Origin of the sequence: Citrobacter sp. RHBSTW-00859 (assembly GCF_013729795.1) — a bacterium.
Taxonomy (GTDB): domain Bacteria; phylum Pseudomonadota; class Gammaproteobacteria; order Enterobacterales; family Enterobacteriaceae; genus Citrobacter; species Citrobacter braakii.
Genome location: NZ_CP056284.1, coordinates 4,373,971 through 4,399,792 on the forward strand (window position 1 = coordinate 4,373,971; position 25,822 = coordinate 4,399,792).

Below are 25,822 nucleotides of genomic sequence, written 5' to 3' on the forward strand. Positions count from 1 at the left end.
TGCCTTATTATCATAAAGTTATATTAATTATCCGGCTCACTATAAACGGCGTACTCACCCGATTAAATTGACTATTTGGTAAGTGCTTATGCGCGAAAGACAGGTATTTTTCACCGCAGCGGTACACACCAGCGGCCTGTTAATAAAAGAAAAGATGGCTATGCGGTAATTTTTTGAACAACTGCATCAGAAATGGTCGCTATCGACTGCGCCGGTAACGGTTAAAATTACATCAGAAGCTAATCACTCACAGGAGAGAGGCAACCAGAGACCGCAGTCGAGGAGGTACATATGCGAGCCCGTGTTTTGACCCTTCTGGCTATGCTTTTGCTTAGTGCAAATGCAACGGCAGCCATCAAAATTGACAATCATCAGGCCAGGAATATGGATGATGTGCAGAGCTTAGGCGTCATTTACATAAATCATAACTTCGCCACTGAAAGTGAAGCCACTCAGGCCCTGAATGAAGAGACCGATGCGCAAGGCGCAACCTACTACCACGTGATCCTCACCAGGGAACCCGGTAGTAACGGAAATATGCACGCCAGTGCAGATATTTACCGCTAGCACCAGAAATAACCAACGAGAACATTGCCGCAGTTTAATTTGCCCCCTTCACAGGGGGCTTTTTTTGCAACAAAGTCCCACAGCCAGATCAATAACATCCCCTGAATGATTGGGCTCCAGGACTTAGTCGTTACTTCTGTCCGTAATAGGCGTTTGGACCGTGCTTACGCATGAAATGCTTATTCATCAGATAACTGTCGATGGGGCTAAGAGCCGGATTGATACCACGCGCAATCCATGCCATTTTTGCCACTTCCTCCATCACCACGGCGTTATGTACCGCGTCGTGAGCATCCTTGCCCCAGGCAAACGGGCCATGCTGGTACACCACTACGCCAGGCGTATGCAAAGGTTCCACCTCCCCCAGCGTTTCGACAATCACCTTGCCGGTATTTAGCTCATACTCGCCCTGAACTTCAGCTTCAGTTAACGCCCTGGTGCAGGGAATATCGCCAAAGAAGTAATCCGCATGCGTCGTGCCGAACGAGGGAATTGCCAGACCCGCCTGCGCCCATGCCGTCGCGTGCGTTGAGTGGGTGTGCACCACGCCGCCGAGAGAAGAATAGCGGCGATACAGCTCCAGATGGGTGGCGGTATCAGAAGAAGGACGATAGCGCCCTTCCACTACGTTGCCGGCCAGATCCACAACCACCATGTCATCTACCTGCATCGTTTGGTAGTCGACGCCGCTAGGCTTAATCACCACCAGACCGCGCTCGCGGTCAATGGCGCTGACGTTCCCCCAGGTGAACGTCACCAGCCCGTAGCGCGGCAAATCCATATTGGCCTCAAAAACCTGCTGTTTAAGTTTTTGCATTACACCGCCTCCACCAGACCTGCGCTGGCCATTCGCGCCTTCACCCAGTCGCGCGCCTTCGCGACTTCACGTGCCGGGTCGTCCGACGTTTCACTCCACATCTCAATCAGGTATGGTCCGCAGTACCCACTCTGTTTGAGCGTCGCAAAACAACGTTCGAACTCAACAACCCCTTCACCAAACGGCACATTTTTGAATACACCGGGTTTGGTATCCTTCACGTGTACGGCAACGATATGACCCATCCCAGCCTGCAGCTCCATCTGCACGTCGTTATCCCACGCCGACAAATTGCCAATATCGGGATACAGCTGGAACCACGGATTGTTGAGATAGTGGGCATAACCCAGTGCCTTGCTGATCGAATTCATCAGCGGATAATCCATGATTTCCATCGCCAGCGTCACCTGCGCGCGGCTCGCCATCTCCACGCTCTCTTTCAGCCCATCGCGAAACCGACGACGCGTTTCGTTATTGGCCTGCTGGTAATAGACGTCGTAACCCGCCAGTTGAATAACGCGAATACCGATATCCTGCGCAAACTGAATGGCTTTACGCATGATCTCCAGCCCCTGTTCGCGCACCGCATCATCTTCACTGCCAAGCGGGAAACGACGATGAGCGCTCAGGCACATGGACGGTACGCGTATCCCTGTCTCGGCGATAGCGGCCACCAGCGCCAGTCGCTGCTCGCGGCGCCAGTCAAGACGCGCCAGGCGATCGTCGGTCTCATCAACAGATATTTCAACAAAATCAAAGCCCAGTTCCTTCGCCAGCCGCAAGCGTTCCAGCCAGCACTCTCCGCCGGGGAGCGCTTTTTCATAGATACCGAGCGGGACCTGTTTCGACAGCATAGTCGCTCCTTATCCCCACAGTTGGGCGATGGAACGTTTGAACTGACGCGCAGCGTCTACCGGAGAGGCGGCATCGCGAATGCTGCGTCCGGCAATAAAGACGTGGATAGGGATCCCCTGGAACAGCGGCAGATCCTCCAGCGCCAGGCCGCCGGTGACGGTGACCTTAAAGCCCATATCAGACAAGCGTTTGATGGCGCTGATATCTGCCTCTCCCCACGCCACACCCGCCGCCTGCGCGTCACGGCTGCGGTGATATACCACTTGCCCAATGCCCGCGTCACGCCACTCCTGCGCCTGCTCCCAGGTCCAGTAACCAGTCAGTTCAATCTGCACGTCGCCGTTAAATTCTTTCGCCACCTCCAGCGCCCCCCTGGTGGTGTTGATATCCGCGCAGCAGATGACGGTAACCCAGTCAGCATTGGCTTCGAAACACATGCGCGAGAGGATTTTACCCGCGTCGGCGATTTTGGCATCCGCCAGCACAATTTTATGCGGATAAAGCGCCTTCAGATCGCGTACGGCGCGCACCCCCTCTGCCATGCAAAGAATCGTGCCCACTTCAATGATATCGACCTCTTCGGCAATCAGACGCGTCGTTTCATAGGCGGAAGACATTGATTGGTTATCCAGCGCAACCTGCAACATAGGTAATGACATTTTGGTATCCTTTTAAACAGCCGCCGCAGTGGCGTTATCAATTAAATCCAGCACTTCCTGCGCGGTACGGCAGGCACGTAAACGGTCGAAATTGGCTTCTTCGTCAAAGAGATTCACGATCTGCATGATGCCGACTTCCTGATGTGTGTTGGCGTCTACTGCCGCCATGGTGATCAGGATGTCGACCGGGTCGTTATCTTCGTGGTTAAACACCAGCGGTGTTTTCAGCGTCACCAGCGCAAAACCGGTTTTCTTGACCCCTTCCTCCGGACGGCCGTGCGGCATTGCCAGGCCCGGCGCAATCACGAAATACGGGCCGAACTGTTCGACTCCGTCGAGGATGGCCTGGTAGTAGCGTGGTTCAACCACATCAGCCTTAACCAGCAGATCCACGCTCAGCTTTACCGCTTCCTGCCAGGAACTGGCCTCGGCCTGTAAAAGGATGGCGTCATTGTCTGCCAGCGAATCACGTAATTTCATAGGCCGTCTCCTTACTTTACGTCCTGTGGGAAATGCGCGTTGATCACTTCCAGCAGTTTTGGTCCAAAATCGGCGGGAGACAGCATGTTGCGTACGCCAACAACATATTTATTGCCCGATACGGTAATCTCACCGGCGATATGGGTAGAAGCGATGATGATATCCGCGCCGCTCAGTTCACTTTTGTATTCGCCTACTGCGCAACTGTTTACCGTATGGTCAATATTTGACTGGGTTAAAAACTGATCCACCTTCATCTTCATGATCATGGAACTCCCCTGCCCATTGCCACATACAGCCAAAATACGTACGGTCATAATCGGAACTCCTTATTAAGCAGAGTGTTCTGCCAGTTGTTTTTCTGCGTCTTCCTCAGCGCGCAAGGTGCGTCCTGCGAAAAACATATAAGCCAGTGCAATCAGAATAATGACGGCCATAAACACGATGCCGATGGAGGCAAAGCCCTGCATCATCGGCGGCGCCAGAATTGACCAGTCCGCCATGCCCATCCAGGCGCTCATCCCGGTGAGCTTCACCGCCCAGACGCAGCCGAAGATTTCGATCATCCCCATCACCAGGCAAATCTTGAGCGCTGCACGCCAGCCGCCAAAGTGGTTAGCAAACACGCCGATAGTCGCGTTCGAGAAGAACATCGGAATAAAGCCAGGGATAATCAGAATAGAAGAGCCGCAACCCACCAGGATGCCCACCGCAATCAGTTGGCCGATGGTGCCCCACATAAAGCCCCAGACCACCGCGTTGGGCGCAAAGCTATAAATCGCCGCGCAGTCGATAGCCAGCACTGCACCCGGGATCAGACGTTGAGAGATACCGTTGAACGCTTCTGAAAGCTCAGCAACGAACATACGAACGCCCTGAGTGATGATGAAAATAGCGACGGCAAACGAAAAACCGGTCTGCAGGATATAGACCGTCCAGTGGGTTTTACCCGCCATCGCCTGAACCACATCAATACCGAAAGAGAGCAGGATCGCGCCGAAGAAGAGGGTCATAACAATCGCGGTAGAAACGATGTTGTCATGGAAGATATTCAGCCAGCCCGGCAGCTTCAGATCTTCAACACTCTCCTCTTTCTTACCCAGATAAGGCGCGACTTTGTAGGCAATCCATGAAGCGAACTGCTGCTGGTGACCGATGGAGAAACCGCAGCCGTCGGTCACTTCCTGCGTCGGCTTGTACATCATATTGGAGGTAATGCCCCAGTAGAGGGACACCAGCACAGCGGTGCAGATGATGGTGGTCCACATCGGGTAACCGAAGATGAAGAGAGAGACGGCAATCAAGCCCGCCTGCTGGAACATAATGTGGCCGGTCAGCATGATGGTGCGAATGCCGGTAATACGCCGTAGCAGTACGTAACAAATATTCAGCGCCAGCGCCAACAGCACCGCATAACCCACCCAACTATAGGCATCGCCCATACGTTCGATGGTTGCCATCATGGAGGCATAGGTATCGGAAATCGCACCATTGATACCGTAAACTTCGGACATCTTCGCCACCACCGGTTTAAACGTGCTGGTCAGAATGCCCGATCCCGCTTGCAGCAACATAAAACCGATAATCGTTTTGATCGTGCCTTTGATAATAACGCTGACGCTTTTACGCAGCAGGATGTAACCAAGACAGGTCACAATACCCAACAGCAAGGGCGCGTTGGTCATAACCTGATTAAAAAAGACGGTAAAGATGTTGTAGAGGATCTCCATAACGATCTCCAGTAGACGAAGTTGCTGAACATTCATTACAGATGCCCAGGATGTTGTGCCCTCACTCTAATTTTCAAAAGTAATCACAACAAGATTGAATTTGATTAAATGTGATGCAGTACGCAAATAATTCACACACTTGCAGAGTGGCTTTACTTCTAATTCATCGCTTCCAAAATAAATTCTATTAAAACAATAAAATACAAAACCAACATTCAAGTAGACCATCCTGTCACGCTGTGATTTGATCACATTTCCCCGTTGAACAGCGAAAATCAACGCATTGCCTTCTTGAAAAAATGATGTCAATATCAATCAAAACAAATCATAAATTGACTTAATCTGAATAAATATGAAGGTAAATGCGATGAGTAAAGTAAAAAGCATCACGCGTGAATCATGGATCCTGAGTACATTCCCGGAGTGGGGAAGTTGGCTGAATGAAGAGATCGAACAGGAGCAGGTCGCCCCGGGCACATTCGCTATGTGGTGGCTTGGCTGTACCGGCATCTGGCTGAAGTCGGAAGGCGGGACGAACATCTGCGTCGATTTCTGGTGCGGAACGGGTAAACAGAGTCACGGTAACCCGCTAATGAAAACCGGCCACCAGATGCAGCGCATGGCTGGGGTGAAGAAACTGCAGCCAAACCTGCGCACCACGCCGTTTGTTCTTGATCCGTTTGCAATTCGACAGATCGATGCGGTGCTGGCGACACACGATCATAACGATCACATCGACGTGAATGTCGCGGCCGCCGTCATGCAAAACTGCGCTGATGACGTGCCATTTATCGGGCCGCAAACCTGTGTGGATCTGTGGATCGGTTGGGGTGTGCCAAAAGAGCGCTGCATCGTGGTAAAACCAGGCGATGTGGTGAAAGTGAAAGATATTGAAATTCATGCGCTTGACGCGTTTGATCGTACGGCATTAATCACGCTACCTGCCGATCAAAAAGCGGCAGGTGTGCTGCCGGATGGTATGGATGCACGTGCGGTAAACTACCTGTTCAAAACACCGGGCGGTACGCTGTACCACAGCGGAGACTCGCACTACTCTAACTACTACGCAAAGCATGGCAACGAGCACCAGATCGACGTTGCGCTCGGCTCCTATGGTGAGAATCCGCGCGGGATTACGGACAAAATGACCAGCTCCGACATGCTGCGCATGGCGGAAGCGTTGAATACGAAAGTGGTGATCCCTTTCCATCATGACATCTGGTCAAACTTCCAGGCCGACCCTCAGGAGATCCGCGTACTGTGGGAGATGAAAAAAGATCGACTGAAGTATGGCTTTAAGCCGTTTATCTGGCAGGTGGGCGGTAAGTTCACCTGGCCGCTGGACAAAGATAACTTTGAATATCACTATCCGCGCGGCTTTGATGACTGCTTCACGATTGAACCGGATCTGCCGTTTAAATCCTTCTTGTGATCCCTACAAAATGCCGGGCCATTCCGGCATTTTTTCCCATTTACTTTAGTATTTTCAGGCTATTTCAAATATCATCTTTTCAAATCAATTTGTATCGGAATAGCTCATGACTGAAGCACAAAGACATCAAATATTGCTGGATATGCTGGCGCAGTTGGGCTTTGTTACCGTTGAGAACGTGATTGAGCGTCTGGGGATTTCACCAGCCACAGCACGCCGGGACATCAATAAACTCGACGAAAGCGGCAAACTCAAGAAAGTCCGCAATGGCGCAGAAGCCATCACCCAGCAACGTCCGCGCTGGACACCTATGAATCTGCATCAGGCGCAAAACCACGATGAAAAAGTTCGCATTGCCAAGGCCGCATCCCAGCTTGTAAATGCGGGTGAAAGCGTGGTGATCAACTGCGGATCAACCGCCTTCCTGCTTGGTCGTGAAATGTGCGGCAAGCCGGTGCAGATCATCACCAATTATCTGCCGCTGGCGAACTATCTGATCGACCAGGAGCATGACAGCGTGATCATCATGGGAGGGCAATACAACAAAAGCCAGTCCATCACGCTTAGTCCGCAAGGCAGCGAAAATAGCCTGTATGCCGGACACTGGATGTTTACCAGCGGTAAAGGGTTGACCGCGGACGGACTGTATAAAACCGATATGCTAACCGCGATGGCTGAGCAGAAGATGCTTAACGTAGTGGGTAAACTGGTGGTGCTGGTCGATAGCAGTAAGGTCGGTGAACGCGCGGGGATGCTGTTCAGTCGCGCCGATCAAATCGATATGCTCATTACCGGCAAAAATGCTAACCCTGAGATTCTGCAACAACTTGAAGCTCAGGGCGTAAGCATCGTGCGCGTTTAAAGGTGCTGGCGAAAAAACGTTACCGTCGCTGCCAGCGCCTCTGGCGTGATGCGGTGGCGTACGCCCGCTTCCCACAGGCAGGTTAAATTGTTATCCAGCCCTGCCTGAATCAGCGCCTGCTGTAAGCGGAAGGTTTCAACCGCGGGCACCACATCGTCCTCCTGTCCATGCCACAACAGCAACGGTCTGTCGGCCAGGCGTTGTAGTTGATGCGTAACGTCCCACTCGGCGAGCGGTGCGATAACGGCATCGAACTCCGCCTGCTGCTCTGGCGTCTGGACTCGTAAAGGGGGAAAAAGCGTCTGTGCAAGACGGGTAAAATAGCCCGAGCCCATCAGGCTGGCTACACATTTAACCTCGGAATGACGGGCCATAATGCCCAACGCCGTCATGCCTCCCATCGACGCCCCCGCAACAGCAAGTCTTTCATCTGATAGCCAATTTTCCGCCACCAGCGCCGCACGTAACGTCGTAAACTCCTGCATGTTTTGCTGCAATATATGCCAGAAGCGGAACATTCGCTCCTGAGCATCACCGTTGAAGCGGGCACCATGGTCGGGCGCATCTGGCATGACAACCCGGAATCCGGCCTGAGCCAGAGCAACGGCAAAATAGCTATAGACCAGGCTTGAAGATTTAAACCCGTGATAGAAAATAATGCAAGGGAGTGAACACTCGCGTTTGCCAGCCGGAACGGCGTGCAAGACAGGGATACCAGCCAACTGTCGTGTTTCAATTTCGATCATTTGTCGCCTCTTTTTTTCTGGTATGCCATGCAGCAATACTTAACGCAAGCGAATGTGTTCGGCAATGATTCATAATGTTGAGAACTGGGTTACGCTTTCGCAACATTTTCATTCGAAAATCGCGTGAGAGATAACACTTCGGGAACATTCCCCTAAAGGGAAATTGATAAGGCACTACACTATGGCTATCAGGAAACGAGATAGAGTTATGCGTCGGTTTGCCTCTTTATTGCTGGTGATGCTTTTAAGCGCCTGTAGCGTGCTACAGGGAACGCCGCAACCCGCACCGCCCGTTGCCGACCACCCGCAGGAGATCCGCCGTGACCAGAGTAATGGGTTACAGCGAATAGGAACGGTCAGCTCGCTGGTAAGAGGCTCTCCGGATGATGCGCTGGCAGAGATCCGTGACAAAGCCGTCGCGGCTAAAGCTGATTACTACGTGGTTTTATTAGTGGATGAAACCATCGTGACAGGCCAATGGTATTCACAGGCTATTTTGTATCGTAAATAACATTGGGTAGGAATTTAGTCAGCTTTACATTGCTTTGCGCCGCTATGCGTTTACCTGTGCACAATAAACCAACAGCAGGAAGCTTGAGGTTTATGATCGCGATGGAATGCCCTGCCGTGTGTAGGGGTACGAATAATGGAGCTGACGATGAAACAATCACTTGCCTTATCCTCACTGCTGCTTTCTGCCGGACTGGTAGGTACTACGGCGCAGTCTGCCGAGTTCGCCAGTGCTGACTGCGTTACAGGCCTGAACGAAATTGGCCTGATATCTGTCAGTAACATTGCAGGGAATCCGCAGGATGTAGAACGAGTAATCGCGTTAAAAGCGGATGAACAGGGTGCCTCATGGTATCGGATCATTCAGATGTACGAAGACCAGCAGCCCGACAACTGGCGCGTACAGGCCATACTCTATGCTTAACAGATTGCCGGATGGCGTAAACTTTTCCGGCCTACATTCAATGTAGGCATGATAAGGCGCGCCAGCGTCGCCATCAGGCATATTACTACCGTAATCCCCCCGTTGCCCGCAGGAGCAAGTCGTTCAGCACCTGTTCGGACAATCGTAGTCCACCACGCGTATCGAGCATCATTTGACACCAGGCCTGCGCCACTGGCGGAGAGGCATAGCGCAACATCTGCGCCCCGCAACCGAGCAGGAAAAGCTGCTGTGTAATCTCCCGTCCCAACTCCTCGCTGGGTTTACGTAAACGCTGCTGTAGTTGACGTACCCTTCGATCGTAATGTCGGTCTTGCCCTTTTACCTCAGCAAAGGCTTCGCTGAGCATATCGTATATGCCGGGTTGTTTTGTCAGCACCCGCAATACATCGAGGCACATAATGTTGCCAGAGCCCTCCCAGATACTGTTTACCGGCATCTCACGATACAGGCGCGGCAACTCACTCTCCTCGCAGTAGCCAATCCCGCCGAGCACTTCCATCGCCTCTGCAACAAACGGCATACCGGCCTTGCAAACAGAGAATTTCGCTGCTGGTGTGAACAACCTGGCCCACAGAGATTCTTGGGCATCAGCGCGACGGTCCCAGGCCCGTGCCAGTCGGAACAGTAACGCCGTCTGACCTTCCAGGTGGAGCGCCATCCGACCTAATACCTGGCGCATCATCGGTTGTTCGATCAATGGTTTGCCAAAAACCTGTCGCTGGTGCGCATGGTAAATCGCGACAGAAAAAGCACGTCGCATCATGCCATGACTGCCGAGCGCACAGTCAAAACGCGTCATCCCACCCATTTTCAGGATATGACGTATCCCTTCCCCTTCTTCACCCAATAGCCAGCCAATCGCATCGTGGAATTCAACCTCGCAGCTGGCGTTGGAGCGATTGCCTAACTTATCTTTCAGCCGCTCCAGACGGATAGCATTACGCTGCCCGTCGGGTAAAAATCGCGGTACAAAAAAGCAGGATAAGCCTCCCTTTGCCTGGGCCAGTACCAAATGGGCATCGCTTTGCGGCACGGAGAAAAACCACTTATGTCCCACCAGCCGATACGAGCCGTCTGCAAGACGTTCTGCCTGAGTGGTATTGCTTAGCACATCTGACCCCCCCTGCTTCTCGGTCATTCCCATGCCGATCAATAACCCACGCTTTTGCCCTCCGGGCAGTAAATGCGAGTCATAACGGTCGCTTAGCAGCGGCGTAAACCAGTCGTGAAAGGGGGCAGGTAACATCTGAAGTAACAACGGCGTGGCGGCAAAAGTCATGGTAACCGGACACAACGTGCCCGCTTCCACCTGCGCATGCAGCATGAAACGGGCCGCCCGGGCAACAAATGTTCCCTGCCTCGCGTCTTCTTCCCAGGCCAGATTATGTACGCGATTGGCGCACAATCCCTGCATCAGTAAATGCCAGGCTGGATGAAAACGCACATCATCCAGCCGCTGACCCTGCGAGTCGTAGCGCAACAACTCGGGTGGAAAAGCATTGGCCAGACGGCCAAGCTCGAGCGACTCGGCAGTCCCTAGCTGCTGACCAATACTGGCGAGAAGATCGCTATCCCAGCCAGCGCCTTCACGGATAACCGCTTCACACAGCGCGCCATCGGACAGATATAAGTTGCTGTTATTGAGCGGTACAGGTTGGTTAAAAACGGTATGCGTTTGCCAGTGCATTGTGTCTCCCTCCGTCAATGGCCGTCACCTTAAGTATGGTCAGAACCACATTATTCGCGACGGAGAGAGATCACAAAAGCACGGTTAGCCCGCAATATAGTGAGGAACAAAGCGAGAAGTATCTTTCGTGATCAACGTATTATCTTCGCGGATCCCCATGCCACACGCTTCATCATCCACGATCCAACTGCCAATCAGCGTATAGCTATCACCAAAACGCGGTAGCGCCTGAAATGCCTGATAGATCATCGGCTCTTCGGCATAGTCGCCCTCAGCGTGTTCAACGACATGTTGCTGACCATCAAAAATGGTGACGTTTCCCCCTTCACGGGAGAATATGGGTTTACGCACATAGCTTTCACCATGCGCAATTTGCGGTACTTCTCCGTCGAACCAAGCTGGCAGTAGGTTGGGATGATTGGGGAAAAAACGCCACAGCAATGGCATCAACCCTTTATTACTGAGCACACTTTTCCACAAAGGCTCAACCCACTGCTCGCGACGATGGCAAAGCAAGGGACCATTTTCATCTCGAATCATCCATTCCAGGGGATAGAGCTTAAAAGCGCGACGAATGACATTATCATCCAGGTCCGTGAGCACACCGCCGACGCCAAGCCCCAGTTCTTCAATATACATAAACCGCGACTCTTGCCCTGCCTGCTGCGCGCAATCCTGTAAATACAGCACGGTAGTGCGATCTTCATCGGTATCTTCACAGCAGCAGAAGTAGAAGGGTTCCTGGCTATAAAGTTCAGCAAAACGGGATATAAGCCGTTCCTGAATGGCATTATACTGGTCGGCATCGCGTGGGATAACGCCGTTACGACGCGCATCTTCCAGCCATAGCCACTGAAAATACGCCGACTCATAGAGCGACGTTGGCGTATCAGCATTGTATTCCAGCAGCTTGACCGGGGAGTTATTTCCGCACCAGACAAAATCCATGCGGCCGTACAGAGAGGGATCACGATTGCGCCAGCTTTCGGCAATAACGTCCCAGTACAGCGGCGGGATCGCCAGTTGCTGCATAATCTGTTCGTCGTTAACTGCTCGTTCGACAACGTCCAGACACATCTGGTGCAGTTCCGCAGTGGGCTTTTCGATCTGCTCTTCCACTTGCCGAAGCGTAAAGCGGTATGCCCGGCTCTCATCCCAATAAATCTCATTGTCGATGATATGAAAATCAAAACCGTGATCGTAAGCGATCCGGTTCAGATCCCGGCGTATAGGGACATCATGTCGCAGCATCGTTAACCTCCCCAGTGCCCACGTGCGCTGGATGATCTTCCATAGCCGCCACGAGAAACCGTCGATACTTTCTTCGTCGTATAAGTATGGGTGGTAGCGGTATCATTTTTTCCGCTGCCGGAACGCCAGCCATACTCTCCCGAAGTCGTACGCCAGACCGGGCGCGAAGCATATGAAGAACCGCCGCTGCTGTAGACATACTGTTCATCGCGATCTTTGCGAATCATCCTGGTGAGTAAAAACCCGGTGACCACAGGTACCCAGCTCTGATCCGTGCTATCGAGATAACAGTCACCAAACTGTGCCTGACAACTCTCCTTACTCATTTGCTTTGGCAAGCTGGCATAGAATTCAGCTTTAGCGTTGTTCCAGCCATCGGTACAAACGGTGGCGCTATTGCCATCATCAATGCATTCACTCACCGTTGAGTAAAATTTACCGTCGCCATCATTATCGGTATCGGCGTCGTCTGCACATCCTTTAAGAATAAAAAATGCCGCGCCGCCCATAATAGCCAGCGTCAGATATTTGCCGCTGTAACGGCTACGTTTTTTTTCAAAGGGATTAATCGGGCGGTTAATCCGCGTAATAGCAGAATGCCCCACCACCTTGTTTTTGCTTCCTGATTTACGTTTTCTTGCCATGATCGTCCATTACCATGTCATGCAGGCGGCGTTAAAAATGCCTCCCGCCAGCGCAGCGGTTCCCATAAATAATCCCGCGGCGCTATTGTGATTAATGATTTTTTCACTCAGCGTCGGCATATATAAGCGCACACCGCCGTAAATAACGAGTTGAACTACCAGTGCAATACCACCCCAGGCAAAATAATCTGGAATGCTAACAGCATTAATTGCCGCACTGGATAGCGGAATAACGTAACCGAGCAAGGTTCCACTAAATGCCAGCGACGCTGCCGTATTATTATTTTTGATAAGTTGCCATTCATTGTGCGGCGTTATTTTCGAATAAATAAAAAGGAAAATTATCACCATGGCTACACCAATAAAAAAATAGGCGAAAAAAGCCAATAATGAATCCAGTATATGCATTGTAACCGTCCCTGAAATTAACCAATAATATTGATTGATGTTAAAGAAATATCGATGCCCAACGCCCGGGAGAATACCCACTCAGGTTCTCCCTGCTCATTAAATGACTCTTCACCGTTTAACAGCAGGTATTCCCAGGTATTATCTTCCACCTGTCGCTGGTAGCCCATGGTAAAATTGTGCACTTCCCATGTGGCGTGCTGCTGGTTTTCCACCTTTTCCAGCATATAAACCGGTTCAATATTCCCCGGTTCTTCATCGTTAAAAAAGCGCTGCCAACGTTCTTCCTGCCAGCTAAGTGTTGGCGTACCTATCACTGACGGGCTAATGGCAGACTGCCAGTGTTTTTTTTGCGAAATCCCGTAACTTTCTTCATAAACAAAGAGTTTGATATCGTCGATATCATCGATATCTGCTCCACCGGAGGTATTGATTTGCAAAAACTCCTCTCCAGACGTGTAGTAGCGGAAAATCTGACTTCCACCACCTAAATCAATGTGGCTGACGGCTGCAACGGTGTACTCTTCACCCGGCAATTCAATCAATAAAGCTTCTTCTAACAGGCGAAACGCCAATGTATCGATCGTGAATCCTGCATTCAGATGTAACCCCAACGGCCCACGAACTGGCGCAACAGCAGCGGCCTTACCAAATAAACGTTGGAAAAAACTTGTCATCATTTATCCTCGATCTCCAGCCAGGCAATCTCCTTCGCCAGAATGCGGCTATTACCAATCAGATGTAGCCACATTCCTCCTTTTACCTCCGTCGAGATGACCGGGTTCAATTCCATACCACGACCATTTTTACAGGTGCTAATGCCCAACACGGTTGCATCATGGCGGAGCTTCATATAACGCATTAAATTGCCATAACGAATTGAAGTCACCTCTTCCGGAATCGGTACGGCAAAACCCGTGTCGCCCAGCATAGGATTCATAATGGATGCAACCGACTGGGAAGAACCAGGATCCTGAATGGATCGAGAAATTTGTTCAGCAGAGAGATTGCGTACAATTTCAATGCGCGGACAATGCACCTCAAGCAATCCTGCGTAACGCTCATCTTCCATATAAGCAACAACATGGCACTGATCAGGGATCGAATCAGCCAGCGAAAGTGCGATGGTAAACGTAAGTTCATCCGTACGGGCAAAGATGATAGCGCTCTGGCACGTGCATAACCCCATACGAGCATGCTCATGTGCGTCATTAAAATTACGAATACGAATGAAATCAACCCAGTGATTCCCCTGCAAAGGATGTTGAATATCATCCGATTCACACAGGAGCACCCGCTCGAAAGCACGCCGGGTGTCATACAACAGCAGCGATATCATTTTTTCCGTCTGGTGGCCGCGCCAGCCAACCACCAGTATATGATTGCGCAAATGACGATAATCCCCCATCCCCATCATTCCTTTTGCTAACAGTCCTTGTACCATGCCAATAACCTTACCCATTAATGCGCCGAATAATCCAACGCTGACTGGGATCTGCCATAGAGCTGTAAAAACTCGCCCTTCTGCTGTTTGCGGACTAAGGTCGCCAAACCCCAGCGTAGAACCCACGACCGAGCAGTAATAGATAAAATCGCTCAGGCGACCAACCAGCATCTCTTCGCCCAGTAATCTCAGCACCAGGTAACAAAACAGGTACTGCCCTACAAATAGCCCAATCAAAGCAGGCCAGGTCAGTCTTGAGAGATTCCGTTGGCATCCAAGTGAACAGCATTACTTGCCTTGCTGCCGTTGCAGTCGCGCCAGAACATCCTGAGCAGAGCTTTTATTAGTTGCGCCAATGCCTGCCTCTGCCAGTTTTTCGTCAAGGTCACGCCCATCTGCAACTTTCTCAAGCTGTGCGGCCGCATCCAGGCGGGCCTGACGCTCTGTCTGGCGTGTTTGCAAACGCTTGAGCGACTCCGCCGCCGTAGAGACACTGGAAGACGCGCCGACAGTCGATGTGGTTACGGCCTGTTGGGCACGCTGCATCGCTTCCGTTGCCTTTACCATCTCGAGCTGCTGTTCAAACTGCGCAATCCGCTGCGCGGTGGCATTAACCGCTTTTTCAACGCCATCACGAGAGATTTCAAGGTTAGTAAGCACTTGCTCCTCGGCGGTTATGACATTCTCCAGACGAGCAATCTCTTCCGCAACTTCGTTAATCAGAGACGGATTAGCATTTTTACTCAGCGCCTCAAGTGCCCGGTTTTCCAGACTGGCCTTGCGCTCGCGCAGATCGTTTAATTTATCGTTGCTCAACTTCACGCGCGCCAGCAAGTCAACCCGTGATTTTCCGGCTTTATCCAGTTCACCTTTCGCATCGCGAATATGTTGTTCCAGCATCCGCACCCCCTGCGCTTCTTCGATTGACTCTTCCGCTTGCGAAAGCACAGACTTGCCGAGAGTAAACAGGCTTTTCAAAATTCCCATAAATAGCGTTCCTTGTTATTCGTAAGTGTATTCTTCAGTTATTTCAGCGAGATCCAGCGCGTTATCCGCAAGCGTAGTCATCTCCAGAACCACATCATCCAACGATGAATTAAGCGAGAGGGCGCCAAATGCGACGTAATATTCTTCATACTGAACGCGAGAAATTCCCACAGAAGACAAAGGAAGGATTTTTTGATTACGTAATAAGAAAATATTAAATTCATCCTGATCATGAATACTACTAACAGAACAAATAACGGTTTCTATAATAATTTGGCGGGAAGTGAATAGAACACTGAGCGACAAATCACCAAAATCATTCATTTTGACCATTAATGATTGTTCGTTATATTCAGTATTTATATTTAATTCAGGAAGAGTTTGTAGTGCTTTAGCAAGCAACTGCGGAGTCCATGCCATATATTTCCCATATATTAGTTAGTTAAAAATAAATAAAATGAATATCATTTTCCACTATTTATCATACTTGTTTAAGATAAAAAAAAGCCATCCAAATCTGGATGGCTTTTTCCGAAAAATAAGTTTAGCCGCGCTGGCGTACAGCCTCAAACAGGCAGATGCCCGTCGCAACTGAAACATTCAGCGACGAAACGCTCCCAGCCATCGGGATGCTGATCAGTTCGTCACAGTGTTCGCGGGTCAAACGACGCATACCTTCACCCTCTGCGCCCATCACCAGCGCCAGACGTCCGGTCATTTTGCTCTGGTAGAGAGTATGGTCAGCTTCACCTGCGGTTCCGACGATCCAGATATTCTCTTCCTGCAGCATACGCATAGTGCGCGCCAGATTGGTCACACGGATCAGCGGTACGCTTTCTGCCGCGCCGCAGGCCACTTTTTTCGCCGTTGCATTCAACTGCGCAGAACGATCCTTCGGTACGATAACAGCATGGACGCCAGCAGCATCGGCGCTACGCAGGCATGCCCCCAGGTTATGCGGATCGGTAACACCATCGAGGATCAAAAAGAACGGCTGATCGAGCGTAGCAATCAGATCCGGCAGATCGTTTTCCTGATACTGACGACCCGGCTTCACGCGAGCAATAATTCCCTGATGTACCGCACCCTCGCTTTTCTCATCCAGGAACTGGCGGTTAGCCAGCTGAATGACAACACCCTGTGCTTCCAGTGCGTGGATCAGCGGCAGCAGGCGTTTATCTTCACGACCTTTGAGAATAAAGACGTCCTGGAAGCGCTCAGGCGCACGTTCCAGCAGAGCCTGCACCGCATGGATGCCGTAAATCATTTCACTCATGAATGTACTCGTTAATAGTTTATGCGTAACGCGGGCAACGCGAGGTTGCCCGACTTACTGTTTATGGCTGTTATTGCGCGACTTTCTTTTTCGTCGCGCGTTTAGCTTTGGTGGCGGCAGCGATTTTAAGCGTTTTTGCCGATGGCTTTTTCGCTTTTTTATCGCCTTTCTTCTCAGCCGTTTTTTTATCGGCCTGAGGTTTGGCTCTGCCTTTCTTCTCGCCGCGGAAAGCGCTATCCGGCTCGAAATTTACTTTTTTGCCCATCTGACGACGCTTACCGGTATTTTTACCCGCATCGCCTTTTTTCGCTTTTTCACGCGCGGTTTTACCTTCATTGCGCGGTGCACGTTCGCTGGAGATCAAACTGAAGTCGATTTTACGCTCGTCCATGTTGACCGCTTCCACGCGAACTTCCACGCGATCGCCCAAGCGATACATTTGACCGCTGGATTCTCCCGTCAGACGCTGCCCAACCTGGTCAAAACGATAGTAGTCGTTATCCAGGGAGGAGACATGCACCAGACCGTCGATAAACAGCTCATCAAGACGGACGAAGAAACCAAACCCGGTCACGCTGGCGATCACGCCTTTGAAGACATTACCTACCTGATCCAGCATGAAGTCGCACTTCAGCCAGTCAGAGACGTCGCGTGTGGCTTCGTCAGCACGGCGCTCGGCCATCGAACAGTGTTGACCCAGCTGCAGCATCTCTTCCATCGAATAATGGTAGCCACCCGTTTCCGTGGTGTTGCCTTTATGGCCCTGCTCCTGCGCCAGCAGATACTTAATCGCCCGGTGCAAGGAGAGATCCGGGTAACGACGGATCGGCGAGGTGAAGTGTGCATAAGATTGCAACGCAAGGCCAAAGTGACCGCGGTTTTCCGGATCGTAAATCGCCTGCTTCATTGAACGCAGCAGCATAGTTTGCAGCATTTCTGCGTCAGGACGGTCAGCAATCGACTCCAGCAGTTCAGCGTAATCACGCGGCTCGGGTTTATTACCGCCGGGCAGCTCCAGCCCCAGCTCCGCCAACACCGAACGGAACGAATTAATCGCTTCGGTCGTCGGCTTATCGTGAATACGGAACAGTGCCGGCTCTTTGGCTTTCTCAACGAATCGCGCCGCTGAGATGTTCGCCATGATCATGCACTCTTCAATCAGTTTGTGCGCGTCATTACGCTGCGTCTGCTCAATACGCTCAATACGGCGTTCAGCATTGAAGATAAACTTCGCTTCTTCACTTTCAAACGAGATACCGCCACGCTCTTCACGCGCTTTATCCAGCACTTTGTAGAGGTTATGCAGCTCTTCAATGTGTTTAACCAACGGCGCGTACTGCTCACGCAGTTCCTGATCGCCCTGCAGCATGTGCCAGACCTTGGTGTAGGTCAGACGCGCATGGGAGCTCATAACCGCTTCGTAGAATTTAAAGCCTGTTAAGCGGCCTTTCGACGAAATGGTCATTTCACAGACCATACACAGCCTGTCCACCTGCGGGTTGAGCGAACACAATCCGTTAGACAGCACTTCCGGTAGCATCGGAACAACCTGCGATGGGAAGTAGACGGATGTGCCACGGCTGCGCGCTTCCTGGTCCAGCGGAGTCGGCGGGCGAACGTAATAGCTTACGTCAGCAATCGCCACCCATAAACGCCAGCCGCCGCCGCGTTTCTTCTCGCAGTAAACCGCATCGTCGAAGTCACGCGCATCTTCGCCATCGATAGTGACCAGCGGCAGGGAGCGCAGATCGACACGTCCGGCTTTCGCTTCTTCCGGCACTTCTTCTTTCAGTCCGGCGACCTGTTTTTCGACCGCCTGAGGCCAGATATACGGGATTTCATGAGTACGCAGTGCCATATCAACGGCCATGCTGGTTCCCATGTTGTCGCCCAGGACTTCAACAATTTTACCCACCGCTTTAGTGCGACGCGTCGGACGCTGGGTCAGCTCAACCACGACCACAAAACCCATACGAGCACCCATCACCTCTTCCGGCGGGATCAGGATATCAAAGCTCAGGCGGCTGTCGTCAGGGACGACAAACCCAACGCCAGCATCGGTGAAGTAGCGACCGACAATCTGGCTGGTTTTCGGCACCAGTACGCGCACAATACGCGCTTCGCGACGACCTTTACGGTCCGCGCCCAGCGGCTGTGCCAACACCTGATCGCCATGAATGCAGGTTTTCATCTGCTCGCTGGACAGGTACAGGTCATCTTTGCGGCCTTCAACGCGCAGAAAGCCGTAGCCATCACGGTGGCCAATAACGGTACCTTTCAGCAGGTCAAGACGCTCCGGCAGCGCATAGCACTGACGACGAGTGAAGACCAGTTGCCCGTCACGCTCCATGGCGCGCAGGCGGCGACGCAACGCTTCTTGCTGCTCTTCACCTTCAATGTTGAGTTCAGCGGCCAGCTCATCGCGGTTGGCCGGTTTTTCACGTTTAGTTAAATGTTCGAGGATAAATTCCCGGCTCGGGATAGGATTCGCGTATTTTTCTGCTTCGCGTTCCTGGAAAGGATCTTGTGACATCGAGGTTCCTCCATTGTCAGCTCTGATGAAGATTTTCGTCACTCCACCAGCAATAATTTATAAAGCGGTTGATTCTCTTCAACCAAATCAGCAAGTGTGTAGTTGTCCAGTTCCGTGAGAAAACTTTGCACTGCCTTAGAAAGCGCCTGTTTGAGTCGACAGGCTGGGGTAATGTGGCAAAACTCGCTGCTACAATTGACCAACGATAGTGGTTCCAGCTCGCGAACCACATCACCAATACCAATATCCTTAGCTGGTTTACCCAGGCGGATACCGCCATTTTTTCCTCGAATAGCAGTAACGAAGCCCGCACGGCTAAGTTGATTGATTATTTTGACCATATGATTACGGGACACGCCGTAGACTTCTGTCACCTCAGAAATACTGGTCATACGTCCTTCGGGAAGTGACGCCATGTAGATTAGCGCACGTAATCCGTAATCGGTGAAACTTGTTAACTGCACATCAACCTCAGGAAAAGGGATAAAACGGATAAACCTGGTGGTATTAATTACATTGATGATAAACCAGCCACCAGCCAGGTCGCTAATTTATTTCAGTTCAGGAAGGAAAAAAGCGAGGAACTTACGTGATTTTAAGCCGGATTATGATGCAAAGCGCCTCATCCGGCCTAAGATAGTGCAAGCGCAGCGCCATTCGACGCCACGCTATAACCAGAATTATGCGTCGAACGGGTCGCGCAGGATCATGGTTTCAGTACGGTCTGGGCCAGTTGAGATAATATCAATCGGCACACCGGTCAGTTCTTCAATACGCTTGATGTAGTTCAGTGCTGCCTGCGGCAGACCGCTACGTTCCTTCACACCGAAGGTGGATTCAGACCAGCCTGGCATGGTTTCGTAGATCGGCTCGATACCTTTCCAGTCGTCCGCAGCCAGCGGGGTAGTCGTTACTTCACGGCCATCCGGCATACGATAAGCGACACAGATTTTCACCTCTTTCAAACCGTCCAGTACGTCCAGTTTGGTCAGGCAGAAGCCAGACAGGGAGTTAATCTGTACTGCACGGCGTACCGCAACGGAGTCCAGCCAACCGGTGCGACGACGACGACCGGTGGTCGCGCCATACTCGTTACCTTGTTTGCACAGGAACTCGCCAACGTCATCAAACAGCTCAGTCGGGAACGGACCCGCGCCTACACGTGTAGAGTAAGCTTTGATGATACCCAGAACGTAATCCACATAACGTGGACCCAGGCCGGAGCCGGTCGCCACGCCACCTGCGGTGGTGTTGGAAGACGTTACGTACGGATAGGTACCGTGGTCGATATCCAGCAGGGTACCCTGTGCGCCTTCGAACATGACGAAATCGCCACGCTTACGCGCCTGGTCCAGCAGATCGGAAACATCAACAACCATAGAGGTCAGGATGTCGGCAATCGCCATCACATCATCCAGCACTTTCTGGTAGTCAACTGCTTCAACTTTATAGAAATTCACCAGCTGGAAGTTGTGATATTCCATCACTTCTTTCAGTTTTTCAGCGAAGGTTGCTTTATCAAACAGATCGCCAACGCGCAGACCGCGACGAGCTACTTTGTCTTCATAAGCCGGACCGATGCCACGACCGGTAGTACCGATCGCTTTCTCGCCACGCGCTTTCTCACGAGCATTATCCAACGCAACGTGATAATCAAGGATCAGCGGACAAGCTTCAGACAACAGCAGGCGCTCGCGAACCGGGATGCCACGATCTTCCAGTCCTTTCATTTCTTTCATCAGCGCGGACGGAGACAGTACAACACCGTTACCGATGATGCTGATGACATTCTCGCGAAGAATACCTGATGGAATAAGATGGAGGACGGTTTTTTCACCGTTGATTACGAGAGTATGGCCTGCGTTGTGACCACCCTGGTAGCGCACAACATATTTAGCCCGTTCAGTCAGAAGATCGACGATCTTCCCTTTACCTTCGTCACCCCATTGGGTGCCCAGTACGACGACGTTGTTACCCATTTTTCAAAATCACCGTTTGCTTAAAAATGGATTCTACCACCGCTTTTTCAGATATACAGCACTTTTTGCATGCGAAAATCCGCAAAATAGGCTACTTATTGATCAGCCAATCGTTTTCCTCAACATGTAGTAGACCACAACGCCCGCAACCACAAGACCTCCACCAAAACGACGCAAAGTATTTTCGGGAAGTTGCGCCATTGCGGAAATCATTTTCTTCCACGCGCGGGGATAAAGCATAGGGCCCAGGCCTTCCAGCACCAAAACCAGCGCGAGCGCCAGCAAAATTGTTGAATTCATCCATCGTCCTTTTATAAAAAGAAAACCACCGCATCCCTGGGGATGCCGGTGGTTTTGCTGGTTTAAAACCGCTGGAACTTTATTAGCGTGTCGTAGTGCTCGGTGTCTTCATGTAGCGGAAGAAATCGCTGTCCGGGCTCATGACCATCACGTCCTGGTTGCCTTCGAAGCTCTTCTCGTAAGCACGCAGGCTACGGATGAAGGCGTAGAAGTCAGGATCCTGGCTGAACGCATCGGCAAACAGTTTAGCGGCTTCTGCATCGCCTTCACCGCGCATGATGCGGCCCTGACGCTCAGATTCTGCCAGCGTTTTAGTCACTTCATAATCCGCCGTGGCACGCAGTTTTTCCGCTTCTTCCTGACCTTGTGAACGATGGCGACGCGCTACCGCTTCACGCTCAGCGCGCATACGGTTGTAGATAGCCTCAGACACTTCAGCAGGCAGGTTGATTTGCTTGATACGCACGTCAACCACTTCGATGCCCAATGCCGCCATACTATTCGGGTTGATGACCGGTACTTTACCGTTTGTTTCAGCCTGAACACGCTCAGCCGCTTCGGCAATCGCGCTATCTGCCGCCGGTGTCGCGACTTCATCTTCCGTGCCAGCAGAACCGGAGTTCAGCGCATCACGAACTTCCAGCGTCAGACGACCGCGGGAATCGGTAACGATGTCTTTCACGTCCAGACGACCAATTTCAGAACGCAGACGGTCAGAGAACTTACGTTTCAGCAGGACTTCTGCCTGAGAAACATCGCCACCGCCCGTTGCCAGGTAGTAACGGCTAAAGTCACTGATGCGCCACTTAATGTAGGAGTCAACGATCAGGTCTTTCTTCTCTTTGGTAACAAAGCGATCGGCCTGGTTGTCCATGGTCTGAATACGCGCATCCAGCATCTTCACAGATTCAATAAACGGAATCTTGAAGTGCAGGCCTGGTGCAACAACCAGCGGCTTGTTTTCATCGTCACGCAGAACTTTACCAAAGCGCAGAGTAATCCCGCGCTCGCCTTCTTTAACCACAAAGACAGACATGAACAGAACTACCAGAACGATGATGATAATCGCAATAACTGACTTACGCATCGTTATTCCCCCTGACGCTGGTAGTCGTTACGCTGCGCGTTCGCGCGGCGTTGGTCCATAATATCGCCCTGACTGGTGGACGAGGTATTGCTTGCTCCAGTGCCGGACGTCGTTGCTGGCGGCAGACGCAGCAGGTTTGAACTGCTGTCACTCTTTGCTGCTGGCGCACTACCGCCTTTCAGCATTTGATCCAGCGGCAGAACCATCAGATTGCTGCCCTTATCGTTAACCAGGACTTTGCGGGTATTGCTCAGCACTTTTTCCATGGTTTCGATATACAGACGCTCGCGAGTAATTTGCGGTGCGGCTTTATATTCCGGCAGAATTTTTGCGAAACGAGCCACTTCACCCTGTGCTTCCAGGATGGTTCGCGTTTTGTAAGCACGCGCTTCTTCCAGAATACGCTGCGCCTGACCGTTAGCACGTGGCTGAACTTCGTTGGTGTACGCTTCTGCTTCACGGATGTACTGCTGCTCGTTTTCACGTGCTGCAATGGCATCGTCAAACGCGGCTTTTACTTCTTCCGGCGGACGTGCTGCCTGGAAGTTGACGTCCAGCAGGGTGATACCCATGTTGTACGGACGGATCGTTTCTTCCAGTTCACGCTGGGTATCGCTACGAATAACGGTACGCCCTTCGGTCAGGATACGGTCCATGGTGTATTTACCGATAACCCCACGCAGGGCGCTGTCGGTTGCCTGACGCAGACTGTCATCCGCGCTGGTTACGCTAAACAGGTAACGCTGCGGATCGGTCACGCGGTACTGCACGTTCATTTCAACGCGTACGACGTTTTCGTCAGAGGTCAGCATCACGCCGGATGCGGCAAGTTCACGCACGGCTTCCACGTTGACCGGGGTCACTTCGTCGACAAAGGTCGGTTTCCAGTTCAGACCCGGTTCAACCAAATGGCTGAATTTACCGAAGCGTGTCACCACGCCGCGTTCCGCTTCTTTAATGGTGTAGAAACCGCTGGCCGCCCAGATAATGACGATAGCTGCCGCTGCGATAGTAAAGACTCGACCACCCAATTGCGGACGCGGGCCTTGCGATGAGCTACCGCCGCCAGAACCAGCACCTTTACCACCACCCAGACCACCGAGCTTTTTACTCAGTTTGCGGAAGATATCATCCAGATCGGGAGGTCCCTGATCGCGACCACCTTTGTTTCCATTTCCCTCAGGGTTGCCGCCAGGTTTGCTGCTTCCCCACGGGTCGCGGTCTTGTCCGTTATTACCGGGCTGATTCCACGCCATTTTTGTGCTCCATATTTGTTATGCGATGCTATACCTGCGTATTTTGCGCTGCCGATGCGTTGGCTACGCCCCTTAATCTCAGTCACATAGTTGACTATGCTCCTGAAGATTTCAGGACTTGCCACCTTCATGCTGCACAAAACCCACAAGGTATAGAGGCGAAAAAATCTTCAGGCCATATCCGTCAGGTCAGACAATATAGTCTTCCAGTGCCGGTTCTTGTTTACAGAGGCGACGCCAGTCTACGATCGGCATACGAACCTGCAGACCCACGCTGCCGTCCTCCTCCATCCACTCTCTTTCTATTGCCTGAAGTTGGTAAAACCGGCTTCTCAGACGCCCTTCCTGCGGCGGCAAACGCAACGTGTGCTGCGCCACCTCACCGGAAAGTCGCTCAGTCAAAGCCTGAAAAAGCTGTGGTATACCTATTCCCGTTTGCGCTGAAACCCAAACGCGAATGGGTTTATTCTCTTCATCTCTGTCGATACGTGGTTCAAAATCATCCAGCATATCGATTTTATTCATCACCAGCAGAGTCGGGATCTCATGCGCATCGATCTCTTCGAGCACCGTGTCGACGGCCTCGATGTTTTCCTGCACACGAAAATCTGCAGCATCAATAATATGCAGCAGCAATGTCGCCTGACGCGTTTCCTGCAGGGTGGCTTTAAACGCCGCCACCAGGTCGTGCGGCAAATGACGGATAAACCCTACGGTATCCGCCAGCACGGTTTCACCGACGTCCGCTACGTCTATACGGCGCAGCGTTGGGTCCAGGGTCGCAAACAGCTGATCCGCTGCGTAAACCCGGGCTTCGGTGATCTGGTTGAACAGGGTGGATTTTCCGGCGTTGGTATATCCCACCAGTGATACGGTTGGGACATCCGCTTTCTTGCGCGACTGTCGCCCCTGCTCACGTTGCTTTTCAACTTTTTCCAGGCGCGACTGTATTTGCAAAATGCGATTACGCAGCAAACGACGGTCGGTTTCGAGCTGGGTTTCACCCGGACCGCGCAAACCAATCCCGCCCTTTTGCCTTTCAAGGTGGGTCCAGCCACGGACCAGACGAGTAGCCATATGGCGCAACTGCGCCAGCTCAACCTGCAACTTACCCTCATGGGTGCGCGCACGCTGGGCAAAAATATCTAAAATAAGACCTGTCCTGTCGATAACAAGACACTGGCACAACTGTTCCAGGTTACGTTCCTGGGCGGGGCTTAGAGCATGATCAAAAATCACCACCGCAGCGCCAGTCGCTTTTACGGCTTCCGCAATTTCGATTGCCTTACCTTCACCAACAAAATACTTCGGGTGCGGTGCTTTACGGCTCCCGGTAATCACCTGCATTGCTTCGACACCGGCGGAAGAAACCAGAGATTCAAACTCCTGGAGGTCTTCCATATCTTTGTCTTGCGAAAAATAGATGTGTACCAGTACCGCCTGCTCACCGGCATCATAACGGTCAAACAAGCGTCAACCCCTTAATATATATCAACGGGGAACGCAGGATCGCTGGCTCCCCGTGTGTAAAACAGCTAACAACCTTATTCGGTTTCTTCGCTGTCCTGTTGCGCAGATGAACCTTGCGCGTTGCTACCGTGATGGTAGTTGCTGCCAGTGCCGCCGGTGGCATTATTGCTGTGATGAGAAACCGGGCGAGACGGGACAACAGTAGAAATCGCGTGCTTATAAACCATCTGGCTGACCGTGTTTTTCAACAGGATCACGAACTGATCAAAAGACTCGATTTGACCTTGCAGCTTAATACCATTCACCAAATAAATAGAAACTGGAACACGTTCCCGACGCAGTGCGTTCAGGAACGGATCTTGTAAAGATTGCCCCTTAGCCATTCTCTCTTTTCCTT

General features: G+C 51.7%; 29 protein-coding genes. 5 read left to right on the plus strand and 24 right to left on the minus strand.

Translation table 11 applies throughout. The features are described 5' to 3' along the window. Nucleotides 1-291 precede the first annotated feature (291 nt). Nucleotides 292-567: a DUF1471 family protein YjfY gene (yjfY, locus tag HV302_RS21840; RefSeq protein WP_016155520.1), complete on the plus strand. Its 276-nt coding sequence runs from the start codon at nt 292-294 to the stop codon at nt 565-567. A gap of 130 nt (nt 568-697) precedes the next feature. On the opposite strand, the gene HV302_RS21845 is transcribed toward yjfY, so the two are convergent. Genes HV302_RS21845 through ulaA form a run of 6 tightly spaced genes read right to left on the minus strand, consistent with a single transcriptional unit; the run spans nt 698 to nt 5,108 of the window. After that, on the minus strand, nt 698-1,384 hold the full coding sequence (locus HV302_RS21845; RefSeq protein WP_046275836.1) for an L-ribulose-5-phosphate 4-epimerase: 687 nt from the start codon (nt 1,382-1,384) through the stop codon (nt 698-700). Further along, a complete protein-coding gene (locus tag HV302_RS21850; RefSeq protein ID WP_104651665.1) occupies nt 1,384-2,238 on the minus strand; it encodes an L-ribulose-5-phosphate 3-epimerase in 855 nt (284 codons plus the stop codon). Before HV302_RS21850 ends, HV302_RS21845 begins: the two co-directional genes overlap by 1 nt. A gap of 9 nt (nt 2,239-2,247) precedes the next feature. Then, on the minus strand, nt 2,248-2,898 hold the full coding sequence (locus HV302_RS21855; protein WP_181626572.1) for a 3-keto-L-gulonate-6-phosphate decarboxylase UlaD: 651 nt from the start codon (nt 2,896-2,898) through the stop codon (nt 2,248-2,250). Between the two features lie 12 nt (nt 2,899-2,910). Beyond that, nucleotides 2,911-3,378 (minus strand): PTS ascorbate transporter subunit IIA, encoded by a 468-nt coding sequence (ulaC, locus tag HV302_RS21860; protein WP_181626573.1) that lies wholly within the window; start codon nt 3,376-3,378, stop codon nt 2,911-2,913. An 11-nt stretch (nt 3,379-3,389) separates the two neighbouring features. After that, nucleotides 3,390-3,695: a PTS ascorbate transporter subunit IIB gene (gene ulaB, locus HV302_RS21865; RefSeq protein ID WP_016151426.1), complete on the minus strand. Its 306-nt coding sequence runs from the start codon at nt 3,693-3,695 to the stop codon at nt 3,390-3,392. A 15-nt stretch (nt 3,696-3,710) separates the two neighbouring features. After that, on the minus strand, nt 3,711-5,108 hold the full coding sequence (gene ulaA, locus HV302_RS21870; protein ID WP_047358895.1) for a PTS ascorbate transporter subunit IIC: 1,398 nt from the start codon (nt 5,106-5,108) through the stop codon (nt 3,711-3,713). Nucleotides 5,109-5,475: 367 nt separating this feature from the next. Between ulaA and ulaG the strand changes: the two genes are divergently transcribed. Together ulaG and ulaR are read left to right on the plus strand one after the other, a co-directional pair. Next, the gene (gene ulaG / locus HV302_RS21875) at nt 5,476-6,540 is read left to right on the plus strand and encodes an L-ascorbate 6-phosphate lactonase (RefSeq protein ID WP_016151424.1); all 1,065 of its coding nucleotides are present in this window, start codon (nt 5,476-5,478) and stop codon (nt 6,538-6,540) included. A gap of 106 nt (nt 6,541-6,646) precedes the next feature. Then, nucleotides 6,647-7,402 carry an HTH-type transcriptional regulator UlaR gene (gene ulaR, locus HV302_RS21880; RefSeq protein WP_016151423.1) on the plus strand — a complete coding sequence of 252 codons (756 nt, stop codon included), beginning with the start codon at nt 6,647-6,649 and terminating at the stop codon, nt 7,400-7,402. Here ulaR and yjfP read toward each other — a convergent pair. Beyond that, nucleotides 7,399-8,148 carry an esterase gene (gene yjfP / locus HV302_RS21885; RefSeq protein WP_181626574.1) on the minus strand — a complete coding sequence of 250 codons (750 nt, stop codon included), beginning with the start codon at nt 8,146-8,148 and terminating at the stop codon, nt 7,399-7,401. The genes ulaR and yjfP overlap by 4 nt on opposite strands. A 181-nt stretch (nt 8,149-8,329) precedes the next feature. Between yjfP and bsmA the strand changes: the two genes are divergently transcribed. Continuing rightward, the gene (gene bsmA, locus HV302_RS21890; protein WP_080859602.1) at nt 8,330-8,659 is read left to right on the plus strand and encodes a biofilm peroxide resistance protein BsmA; all 330 of its coding nucleotides are present in this window, start codon (nt 8,330-8,332) and stop codon (nt 8,657-8,659) included. Nucleotides 8,660-8,806: 147 nt separating this feature from the next. Next, entirely contained in the window at nt 8,807-9,082 is a 276-nt protein-coding gene (gene yjfN, locus HV302_RS21895) for a DUF1471 family protease activator YjfN (protein WP_016155512.1), read from the plus strand. A gap of 85 nt (nt 9,083-9,167) precedes the next feature. On the opposite strand, the gene HV302_RS21900 is transcribed toward yjfN, so the two are convergent. From HV302_RS21900 to hfq, 17 genes are all read right to left on the minus strand, one after another. Continuing rightward, complete coding sequence (locus tag HV302_RS21900; protein WP_181626575.1) at nt 9,168-10,790, minus strand: isovaleryl-CoA dehydrogenase; 1,623 nt, start codon at nt 10,788-10,790, stop codon at nt 9,168-9,170. 84 nt (nt 10,791-10,874) lie between these two features. Beyond that, complete coding sequence (locus HV302_RS21905) at nt 10,875-12,041, minus strand: glutathionylspermidine synthase family protein (protein WP_181626576.1); 1,167 nt, start codon at nt 12,039-12,041, stop codon at nt 10,875-10,877. Between the two features lie 2 nt (nt 12,042-12,043). Continuing rightward, entirely contained in the window at nt 12,044-12,685 is a 642-nt protein-coding gene (locus HV302_RS21910; RefSeq protein WP_169330427.1) for a DUF1190 domain-containing protein, read from the minus strand. Between the two features lie 9 nt (nt 12,686-12,694). After that, the gene (locus HV302_RS21915; protein WP_149381748.1) at nt 12,695-13,093 is read right to left on the minus strand and encodes a DUF350 domain-containing protein; all 399 of its coding nucleotides are present in this window, start codon (nt 13,091-13,093) and stop codon (nt 12,695-12,697) included. Nucleotides 13,094-13,110: 17 nt separating this feature from the next. Next, on the minus strand, nt 13,111-13,770 hold the full coding sequence (locus HV302_RS21920; protein ID WP_149381786.1) for a YjfK family protein: 660 nt from the start codon (nt 13,768-13,770) through the stop codon (nt 13,111-13,113). Next, the gene (locus HV302_RS21925; RefSeq protein ID WP_419095932.1) at nt 13,770-14,789 is read right to left on the minus strand and encodes a potassium channel family protein; all 1,020 of its coding nucleotides are present in this window, start codon (nt 14,787-14,789) and stop codon (nt 13,770-13,772) included. The genes HV302_RS21920 and HV302_RS21925 overlap by 1 nt, the downstream gene beginning before the upstream one ends. Before the next feature lie 36 nt (nt 14,790-14,825). Beyond that, nucleotides 14,826-15,524, minus strand: a complete 699-nt coding sequence (locus HV302_RS21930) for a PspA/IM30 family protein (protein ID WP_181626577.1) — start codon at nt 15,522-15,524, stop codon at nt 14,826-14,828. Nucleotides 15,525-15,539: 15 nt separating this feature from the next. Continuing rightward, a complete protein-coding gene (locus HV302_RS21935) occupies nt 15,540-15,944 on the minus strand; it encodes a DUF2170 family protein (protein ID WP_181626578.1) in 405 nt (134 codons plus the stop codon). A 124-nt stretch (nt 15,945-16,068) separates the two neighbouring features. Then, the gene (rlmB, locus tag HV302_RS21940) at nt 16,069-16,800 is read right to left on the minus strand and encodes a 23S rRNA (guanosine(2251)-2'-O)-methyltransferase RlmB (protein ID WP_003830482.1); all 732 of its coding nucleotides are present in this window, start codon (nt 16,798-16,800) and stop codon (nt 16,069-16,071) included. Between the two features lie 70 nt (nt 16,801-16,870). Beyond that, complete coding sequence (gene rnr, locus HV302_RS21945; protein ID WP_016151418.1) at nt 16,871-19,333, minus strand: ribonuclease R; 2,463 nt, start codon at nt 19,331-19,333, stop codon at nt 16,871-16,873. A 38-nt stretch (nt 19,334-19,371) separates the two neighbouring features. Then, a complete protein-coding gene (gene nsrR, locus HV302_RS21950) occupies nt 19,372-19,797 on the minus strand; it encodes a nitric oxide-sensing transcriptional repressor NsrR (protein WP_003025609.1) in 426 nt (141 codons plus the stop codon). A gap of 216 nt (nt 19,798-20,013) precedes the next feature. Then, nucleotides 20,014-21,312 (minus strand): adenylosuccinate synthase, encoded by a 1,299-nt coding sequence (gene purA, locus HV302_RS21955; RefSeq protein ID WP_003025606.1) that lies wholly within the window; start codon nt 21,310-21,312, stop codon nt 20,014-20,016. A gap of 102 nt (nt 21,313-21,414) precedes the next feature. Beyond that, nucleotides 21,415-21,612 carry a DUF2065 domain-containing protein gene (locus HV302_RS21960; RefSeq protein WP_019078201.1) on the minus strand — a complete coding sequence of 66 codons (198 nt, stop codon included), beginning with the start codon at nt 21,610-21,612 and terminating at the stop codon, nt 21,415-21,417. 82 nt (nt 21,613-21,694) lie between these two features. Further along, on the minus strand, nt 21,695-22,699 hold the full coding sequence (gene hflC, locus HV302_RS21965) for a protease modulator HflC (RefSeq protein WP_016155510.1): 1,005 nt from the start codon (nt 22,697-22,699) through the stop codon (nt 21,695-21,697). 2 nt (nt 22,700-22,701) lie between these two features. Then, nucleotides 22,702-23,955 carry an FtsH protease activity modulator HflK gene (hflK, locus tag HV302_RS21970; protein ID WP_016151416.1) on the minus strand — a complete coding sequence of 418 codons (1,254 nt, stop codon included), beginning with the start codon at nt 23,953-23,955 and terminating at the stop codon, nt 22,702-22,704. A gap of 189 nt (nt 23,956-24,144) precedes the next feature. Continuing rightward, nucleotides 24,145-25,425: a ribosome rescue GTPase HflX gene (hflX, locus tag HV302_RS21975; RefSeq protein WP_181626579.1), complete on the minus strand. Its 1,281-nt coding sequence runs from the start codon at nt 25,423-25,425 to the stop codon at nt 24,145-24,147. A 74-nt stretch (nt 25,426-25,499) separates the two neighbouring features. Continuing rightward, on the minus strand, nt 25,500-25,808 hold the full coding sequence (hfq, locus tag HV302_RS21980) for an RNA chaperone Hfq (RefSeq protein ID WP_003025584.1): 309 nt from the start codon (nt 25,806-25,808) through the stop codon (nt 25,500-25,502). Nucleotides 25,809-25,822: the final 14 nt, after the last annotated feature.

Coding starts and splice junctions, on each gene's coding strand:
- yjfY (WP_016155520.1), top strand. CDS start 292: ATGCGAGCCCGTGTTTTGACCCTTCTGGCTATGCTTTTGCTTAGTGCA.
- HV302_RS21845 (WP_046275836.1), bottom strand. CDS start 1,384: ATGCAAAAACTTAAACAGCAGGTTTTTGAGGCCAATATGGATTTGCCG.
- HV302_RS21850 (WP_104651665.1), bottom strand. CDS start 2,238: ATGCTGTCGAAACAGGTCCCGCTCGGTATCTATGAAAAAGCGCTCCCC.
- HV302_RS21855 (WP_181626572.1), bottom strand. CDS start 2,898: ATGTCATTACCTATGTTGCAGGTTGCGCTGGATAACCAATCAATGTCT.
- ulaC (WP_181626573.1), bottom strand. CDS start 3,378: ATGAAATTACGTGATTCGCTGGCAGACAATGACGCCATCCTTTTACAG.
- ulaB (WP_016151426.1), bottom strand. CDS start 3,695: ATGACCGTACGTATTTTGGCTGTATGTGGCAATGGGCAGGGGAGTTCC.
- ulaA (WP_047358895.1), bottom strand. CDS start 5,108: ATGGAGATCCTCTACAACATCTTTACCGTCTTTTTTAATCAGGTTATG.
- ulaG (WP_016151424.1), top strand. CDS start 5,476: ATGAGTAAAGTAAAAAGCATCACGCGTGAATCATGGATCCTGAGTACA.
- ulaR (WP_016151423.1), top strand. CDS start 6,647: ATGACTGAAGCACAAAGACATCAAATATTGCTGGATATGCTGGCGCAG.
- yjfP (WP_181626574.1), bottom strand. CDS start 8,148: ATGATCGAAATTGAAACACGACAGTTGGCTGGTATCCCTGTCTTGCAC.
- bsmA (WP_080859602.1), top strand. CDS start 8,330: ATGGCTATCAGGAAACGAGATAGAGTTATGCGTCGGTTTGCCTCTTTA.
- yjfN (WP_016155512.1), top strand. CDS start 8,807: ATGAAACAATCACTTGCCTTATCCTCACTGCTGCTTTCTGCCGGACTG.
- HV302_RS21900 (WP_181626575.1), bottom strand. CDS start 10,790: ATGCACTGGCAAACGCATACCGTTTTTAACCAACCTGTACCGCTCAAT.
- HV302_RS21905 (WP_181626576.1), bottom strand. CDS start 12,041: ATGCTGCGACATGATGTCCCTATACGCCGGGATCTGAACCGGATCGCT.
- HV302_RS21910 (WP_169330427.1), bottom strand. CDS start 12,685: ATGGCAAGAAAACGTAAATCAGGAAGCAAAAACAAGGTGGTGGGGCAT.
- HV302_RS21915 (WP_149381748.1), bottom strand. CDS start 13,093: ATGCATATACTGGATTCATTATTGGCTTTTTTCGCCTATTTTTTTATT.
- HV302_RS21920 (WP_149381786.1), bottom strand. CDS start 13,770: ATGACAAGTTTTTTCCAACGTTTATTTGGTAAGGCCGCTGCTGTTGCG.
- HV302_RS21930 (WP_181626577.1), bottom strand. CDS start 15,524: ATGGGAATTTTGAAAAGCCTGTTTACTCTCGGCAAGTCTGTGCTTTCG.
- HV302_RS21935 (WP_181626578.1), bottom strand. CDS start 15,944: ATGGCATGGACTCCGCAGTTGCTTGCTAAAGCACTACAAACTCTTCCT.
- rlmB (WP_003830482.1), bottom strand. CDS start 16,800: ATGAGTGAAATGATTTACGGCATCCATGCGGTGCAGGCTCTGCTGGAA.
- rnr (WP_016151418.1), bottom strand. CDS start 19,333: ATGTCACAAGATCCTTTCCAGGAACGCGAAGCAGAAAAATACGCGAAT.
- purA (WP_003025606.1), bottom strand. CDS start 21,312: ATGGGTAACAACGTCGTCGTACTGGGCACCCAATGGGGTGACGAAGGT.
- HV302_RS21960 (WP_019078201.1), bottom strand. CDS start 21,612: ATGAATTCAACAATTTTGCTGGCGCTCGCGCTGGTTTTGGTGCTGGAA.
- hflC (WP_016155510.1), bottom strand. CDS start 22,699: ATGCGTAAGTCAGTTATTGCGATTATCATCATCGTTCTGGTAGTTCTG.
- hflK (WP_016151416.1), bottom strand. CDS start 23,955: ATGGCGTGGAATCAGCCCGGTAATAACGGACAAGACCGCGACCCGTGG.
- hfq (WP_003025584.1), bottom strand. CDS start 25,808: ATGGCTAAGGGGCAATCTTTACAAGATCCGTTCCTGAACGCACTGCGT.